Source organism: Paenibacillus oceani, from assembly GCF_014705615.1.
In the GTDB taxonomy this organism is placed as follows: Bacteria; Bacillota; Bacilli; order Paenibacillales; family NBRC-103111; genus Paenibacillus_AB; species Paenibacillus_AB oceani.
Window position 1 is genome coordinate 68342 of the sequence record NZ_JACXJA010000002.1, and the last position, 6024, is coordinate 74365.

Annotated in this window: 3 protein-coding genes and 1 rRNA gene; all 4 read left to right on the forward strand. The window is 51.9% G+C overall.

Features of this window, described 5'->3' with window-relative positions; genetic code table 11:
* The first annotated feature begins 5 nt into the window (after positions 1-5).
* Positions 6-1916, forward strand: coding sequence for a DNA topoisomerase (ATP-hydrolyzing) subunit B (gyrB, locus tag IDH45_RS01845; RefSeq protein WP_190924118.1), 1911 nt, complete (start codon positions 6-8; stop codon positions 1914-1916).
* A 46-nt stretch (positions 1917-1962) separates the two neighbouring features.
* Positions 1963-4431 (forward strand): DNA gyrase subunit A, encoded by a 2469-nt coding sequence (gene gyrA, locus IDH45_RS01850; RefSeq protein ID WP_190924120.1) that lies wholly within the window; start codon positions 1963-1965, stop codon positions 4429-4431.
* A 52-nt stretch (positions 4432-4483) separates the two neighbouring features.
* On the forward strand, positions 4484-5542 hold the full coding sequence (locus IDH45_RS01855) for an HD-GYP domain-containing protein (protein ID WP_190924121.1): 1059 nt from the start codon (positions 4484-4486) through the stop codon (positions 5540-5542).
* A gap of 397 nt (positions 5543-5939) precedes the next feature.
* A 16S ribosomal RNA gene (locus IDH45_RS01860) occupies positions 5940-6024 on the forward strand; the annotation flags it as partial.

A 6024-nucleotide genomic window follows, 5' to 3' on the forward strand; every position in this document is an offset into this window, starting at 1 on the left:
AGCAAATGACAGTCAACCAACACGCATATGACGAAAGCCAGATCCAGGTGCTAGAGGGCCTCGAAGCGGTCCGCAAGCGCCCGGGGATGTATATCGGGTCGACGAGCACCCGGGGACTGCACCATTTGGTTTGGGAAGTGGTAGATAACAGTATCGACGAAGCACTGGCAGGCCACTGCACGACGATCCAGGTCATCGTTCACAAAGATAATAGCATTACCGTCATAGATAACGGCCGGGGAATACCGGTCGGCGAGAATACGAAGCTGAAAAAGTCGACGCTTGAGGTTGTCCTGACCGTCCTTCATGCCGGCGGCAAGTTCGGCGGAGAAGGCTACAAAGTATCCGGGGGGTTGCACGGAGTAGGCGTATCCGTAGTGAACGCGTTATCAGAGCAACTGATCGCCAAGGTAAAGCGCGACGGACACATTCATTTGCAGGAGTTTCGTCGGGGTGCGCCTCAGCACGATCTGAAAATTGTCGGCGATACCGACGAGACGGGAACGACGATCACGTTTAAGCCCGACCCCGAGATTTTTACCGAGACGACGGAATACGACTATGATGTGCTGCAGTCCCGAATCCGGGAGCTCGCTTTTTTGAATAAAGGCATCGAGATTCAGCTCATCGACGAGCGGAACGATGTCTCGAATACGTATAAATATGACGGCGGGATTATCTCCTTCGTCGAGTATCTGAACCGCAACAGGCAAGCGGTCCACGAGCCTCCGATCTACATCGAGGGCAACAAGGACAATATCAACGTCGAAATATCGCTGCAATATAACGACAGCTATAACGAGAACATATATTCGTTCGCCAACAATATCAACACCCACGAGGGCGGAACGCATGAATCGGGCTTTAAAAGCGCGCTGACCCGGATCTTGAACGATTACGCCCGCAAGTCCAATTCGATCAAGGACAGCGATTCCAACTTGTCCGGTGATGACGTACGTGAAGGCCTCACGGCCATTATTTCGGTGAAAATTCCGGAGCCTCAATTTGAAGGGCAGACGAAGACGAAGCTCGGCAACAGTGAGGTTCGCGGTATCGTCGAGTCTTTTTTTGCGGACAAGTTCGAAGAGTTTCTCAACGAGAATCCGGCGATTGCCAAGAAGATCGTGGAGAAAGGCATCCAGGCGGCCAGAGCGCGGGAAGCCGCCCGCAAAGCCAGAGAGTTGACGCGCCGCAAAAGCGCGCTCGAAGTCAGTTCCCTGCCGGGCAAGCTGGCTGACTGTTCGTCCAAGGACGCTTCGATCAGCGAAGTATTCATTGTCGAAGGGGACTCCGCAGGCGGGTCGGCCAAGCAGGGCCGCGATCGTCATTTCCAAGCGATCCTGCCGCTGCGCGGTAAAATTCTCAACGTAGAGAAGTCGCGCTTGGATAAAATTTTGTCCAATGCGGAGATTCGGGCGATCATTACGGCACTCGGCACAGGAATCGGCGACGATTTCGACCTGGCCAAAGCCCGTTACCACAAAATCGTGATCATGACCGACGCGGACGTCGACGGCGCCCATATCCGGACGCTGCTGCTGACGTTTTTCTACCGGTACATGCGCAGAATTATCGAAGCCGGTTATATATATATCGCTCAACCGCCCCTTTTCAAGATCGAGCGGAACAAGACGATCCGTTATGCCTATAACGAGAAACAAAGAGATGCGGTCATCCAGGAATTCGGCGAAGGCGTAAAGGTGAACGTTCAGCGCTACAAAGGTTTGGGTGAAATGAATCCCGGGCAGTTGTGGGAGACGACGATGGATCCGGAGAGCCGTACGATGCTGCAGGTCAGCATTCAAGATGCCATTGAAGCCGATACGTTGTTCGATACACTGATGGGCGACAATGTCGAACCGCGCAGAGATTTTATCCAGCAGCATGCCAAGTATGTGAAAAACCTGGATTATTAATTCATCGCCAGATTGGATTTGCTAGAGAAGCTTTCAGGAGGTTTCCATGTCCGAAGAAAAACATTCGCAAGTAAGAGATATCGACATCGGCACAGAGATGCGCACGTCGTTTATGGATTATGCAATGAGCATCATCGTCAGCCGTGCTCTGCCGGATGTACGGGATGGGCTGAAGCCGGTTCACCGCCGCATTTTGTATGCGATGTCCGAGCTCGGTATGGCTCCGGATAAACCGTACAAGAAGTCGGCGCGGATCGTCGGGGAAGTCATCGGGAAATATCACCCGCACGGTGATTCCGCGGTTTACGAGACGATGGTCGGTCTGGCGCAGGATTTCTCTACACGCTACATGCTCGTCGACGGTCACGGCAACTTCGGTTCGGTCGACGGAGATTTTCCAGCCGCTATGCGTTATACGGAAGCCCGTCTGTCCAAAATATCGATGGAGCTTCTGCGGGATTTGCAGAAAGAGACGGTCGATTTCGTACCGAACTACGACGGCGAAGAGCAAGAGCCTTCGGTACTGCCTTCCCGTTATCCGAACCTGCTCGTTAACGGTTCTTACGGGATCGCGGTAGGGATGGCCACGAGTATTCCGCCTCATAACCTCGGCGAGGTCATCGACGGCGTGCAGATGATGATCGACAACCCGGACGTGACGCCACTGGAGCTGATGCAGGCGATCAAAGGACCGGACTTCCCGACGGGCGCATTCATTTTGGGACGCGAAGGGATTCGTCAGGCTTACACGACCGGCCGCGGCTCGGCCACGATGCGGGCCAAAGTGAACATCGAGGAAGTCAACAACAAAGCCCGGATCGTCGTTTACGAAATTCCTTACAAAGTAAATAAGGCCAGACTTGTCGAGAAAATTGCTGAGCTGGTTCGCGATAAAGTAATCGACGGCATTACGGACCTGCGGGACGAGTCCGACCGTAACGGCATGCGGATTGTTATCGAGCTGCGCCGGGATGTGAATCCGAACGTTGTGCTGAACAATTTGTACAAGCATACGCCTATGCAGTCCAATTACGGGATCATTATGCTGGCGCTCGTGAACGGCGAACCGAAGGTGCTGAATCTTCGGGATATGATTTATTATTATTTAAAGCATCAGCAGGAAATTATACGCCGCCGTACCGAGTACGATTTGAAAAAGGCGGAAGCTCGCGCTCATATTCTCGAAGGGCTGCGGATCGCGCTCGATAACCTGGATGAGGTCATCGCGTTAATTCGTTCTTCGCGTACGACCGAGATGGCGAGAGACGGACTCATGAACCGGTTCAGCTTGAGTCTCGAGCAGGCCCAGGCGATCCTCGATATGCGTTTGCAGCGCCTGACCGGACTGGAACGCGAGAAGATCGAAGCGGAGTATGCCGAATTGATGCAGAAAATCGCCGAATACAAAGCGATCTTGGCCGACGAGCAGCTTATTCTCGCCATCATCAGCGAAGAGATGCGCGAGATTAAGGAGAAGTTCAGCGATGAACGGCGCAGCGAGATTACGATCGGCGAAGAAAGCATCGAGGACGAAGATCTGATCCCGCAAGAAGATGTGATTATTACGATCACCCATTCCGGGTATGTGAAACGTCTGCCGGTTACGACTTATCGCAGCCAGAAGCGTGGGGGCAAAGGCGTCGTCGGAATGGATACGAAAGATAAAGACTTTGTCGAACATTTGTTTGTGTCGAATACGCACCAGTATTTGATGTTTTTCACGAACAAAGGGAAGGCCTACCGGCTTAAAGCGTACGAAATCCCGGATTTGAGCCGTACCGCCCGCGGGACCCCTATCATTAACCTGATCCAGATCGAGCAAGGCGAGACGGTTAATGCAGTGATTCCGATCGAAAGTTTCGATTCCGAGCAGTATTTGTTCTTTGCTACCAAAAACGGGATTGTCAAAAAGACGCCGCTCGACGACTACTCCAACATTCGGAAAGCCGGCCTGATCGCGATTCATCTGCGGGAGGACGACGATCTGATCGGTGTGAAGCTGACGGACGGCAAGCAGGAAATCATTATGGGAACGAAAATGGGGATGTCGATCCGCTTTCCGGAGGATGATGTCCGCCCGATGGGACGTTCCGCAACCGGCGTAAAAGGGATTTCGATCTCCGATAACGATGCTGTTATCGATATGGACGTTGTGGATATGAACGATGACGTGCTGATCGTAACGTCCAAAGGGTACGGTAAACGGACGCCGATGGAAGAATACCGGATTCAGACCCGCGGCGGCAAAGGCATCAAAACGTTGAATATTACGTCCAAGAACGGGCCAGTCGTCTGTCTCAAGGTCGTCAAAAACGAAGAAGATCTCATGATCATCACCGCATCGGGGACGATTATCCGCACCAGCATGTCCGGCATCAATACGATGGGACGGAATACGCAGGGAGTCAGACTCATTCATACCCGCGAGGATGATGAAGTGGCGACTGTCTCCAGGGTGGAGAAAAACGAAGAAGCGGCGATCGATATGGATTCCGAGTCCGAAGACGGAGAATAAGCGCGAGCTTTACCCGATTGAATAATCCGATAAGCAAGGCAGGGGAAGTTTGATGGCGGTCGTTCCCGTTTCCCAGTTGAAGCTTGGCGATAAAATCATCGAGGATGTACTAACGAAACCAGGCAGCCTCTTGTTCAGAAAAGGTCAAAGCGTTACACCGCGGGAGCTGGATATACTGCGTGCTTTTCTAATTCCTTCGGTTATGATCGAAGGCAAAGAGCCGGAGGCGGAGTCGCCCGAAAAAGCCGAAGAGGCCAAAAGCGAAGACTCGACCCAAGTCCAGTTTCATGCCGAATATGACAAGATGGTTCAACTGCTCAAAAAAGTGTTCAAAGATTCTTCGTCCGTCCAGATGATTCCGATTCTCGAGATCCGGACCGGCTTGGAGCAGCTAATCTCCAAAATTCAGCAGTACAACATTTTGACGTTTACACCCAAGATGCTGAATATGGAGGACTATATTTACCACAATAGCATTATGGTTGCGCTGACTTCGTATATGCTGGCCAAGTGGCACGGCTTTCAGAGCAAGGACTGGATGCCGATCGCCCTTGGCGGGCTGCTTCACGATATCGGCAATGCGAAGGTGGACCCGGCCATTTTGGCCAAGCCTTCAAAGCTGACCCCGCCGGAAGTAGAGGAAGTACGCCGCCATACCGTATACGGCTACGCGATTCTCAAAAATATACCTTCGCTCAACGAAGGCTCCAAGTTGTGCGCACTGCAGCATCATGAACGGGAGGACGGCTCCGGTTACCCAATGGCGGTCAATGGGGACAAGATCCACCCTTATGCCAAAGTGATAGCGGTCGCCGATATATTTCACGCGATGACCAGCCACAGAGCCTACAAAAAAGCGGAGTCGCCCTATCAGGTGCTGGAGCAGGTACAGAAGGAGTCGTTCGGCAAGCTGGAACCGACCGTTGTATCCACCTTTATCAATAAAGTGACTCAGTTCCATAACGGGACTGTAGTACGTCTGAGCGACGACAGTGTCGGCGAAATCATCTTTACCGACCGGGCTAATCCGACGCGTCCGATGGTCAACGTGAACGGGGCGATTATTAACCTGGCGGTCGAACGGAAGCTGTATATTCGGGAAGTAATTTAAATATAGTCGAAGCGGGTGCCGGGATGCGCCCGCTTTTTGTTTGGAGAGATTGTGTGAGATACAAGGGGGATAGCTGGTCGTTTCAAAGAAAATAAAAATAGGTGTTGACTTAAGGGGACGAGCATGATAATCTATTCCTTGTCGCCAAAAACGACAGCAAGCATTCAAAAAAAAGATTCAAAAAAAAGCTTGCAAAGATATAGGCGACTGTGATATATTAAAGAGGTCGCCGCAAAACGGATGACAACGAAACAAAAGAACATTTTGTTCCTTGAAAACTGAACAACGAGCGTGCAAGTGACGATCTCGCAAGAGATCAAAACAAGTCGAGCAATCGACAAAAGTCAGTACGTTTGAGCAATCAGCTCTAACAATAGCCGGTCTTCGGACTAGCACCTTATTGGAGAGTTTGATCCTGGCTCAGGACGAACGCTGGCGGCGTGCCTAATACATGCAAGTCGAGCGAGTCCTTCGGGGCTAGC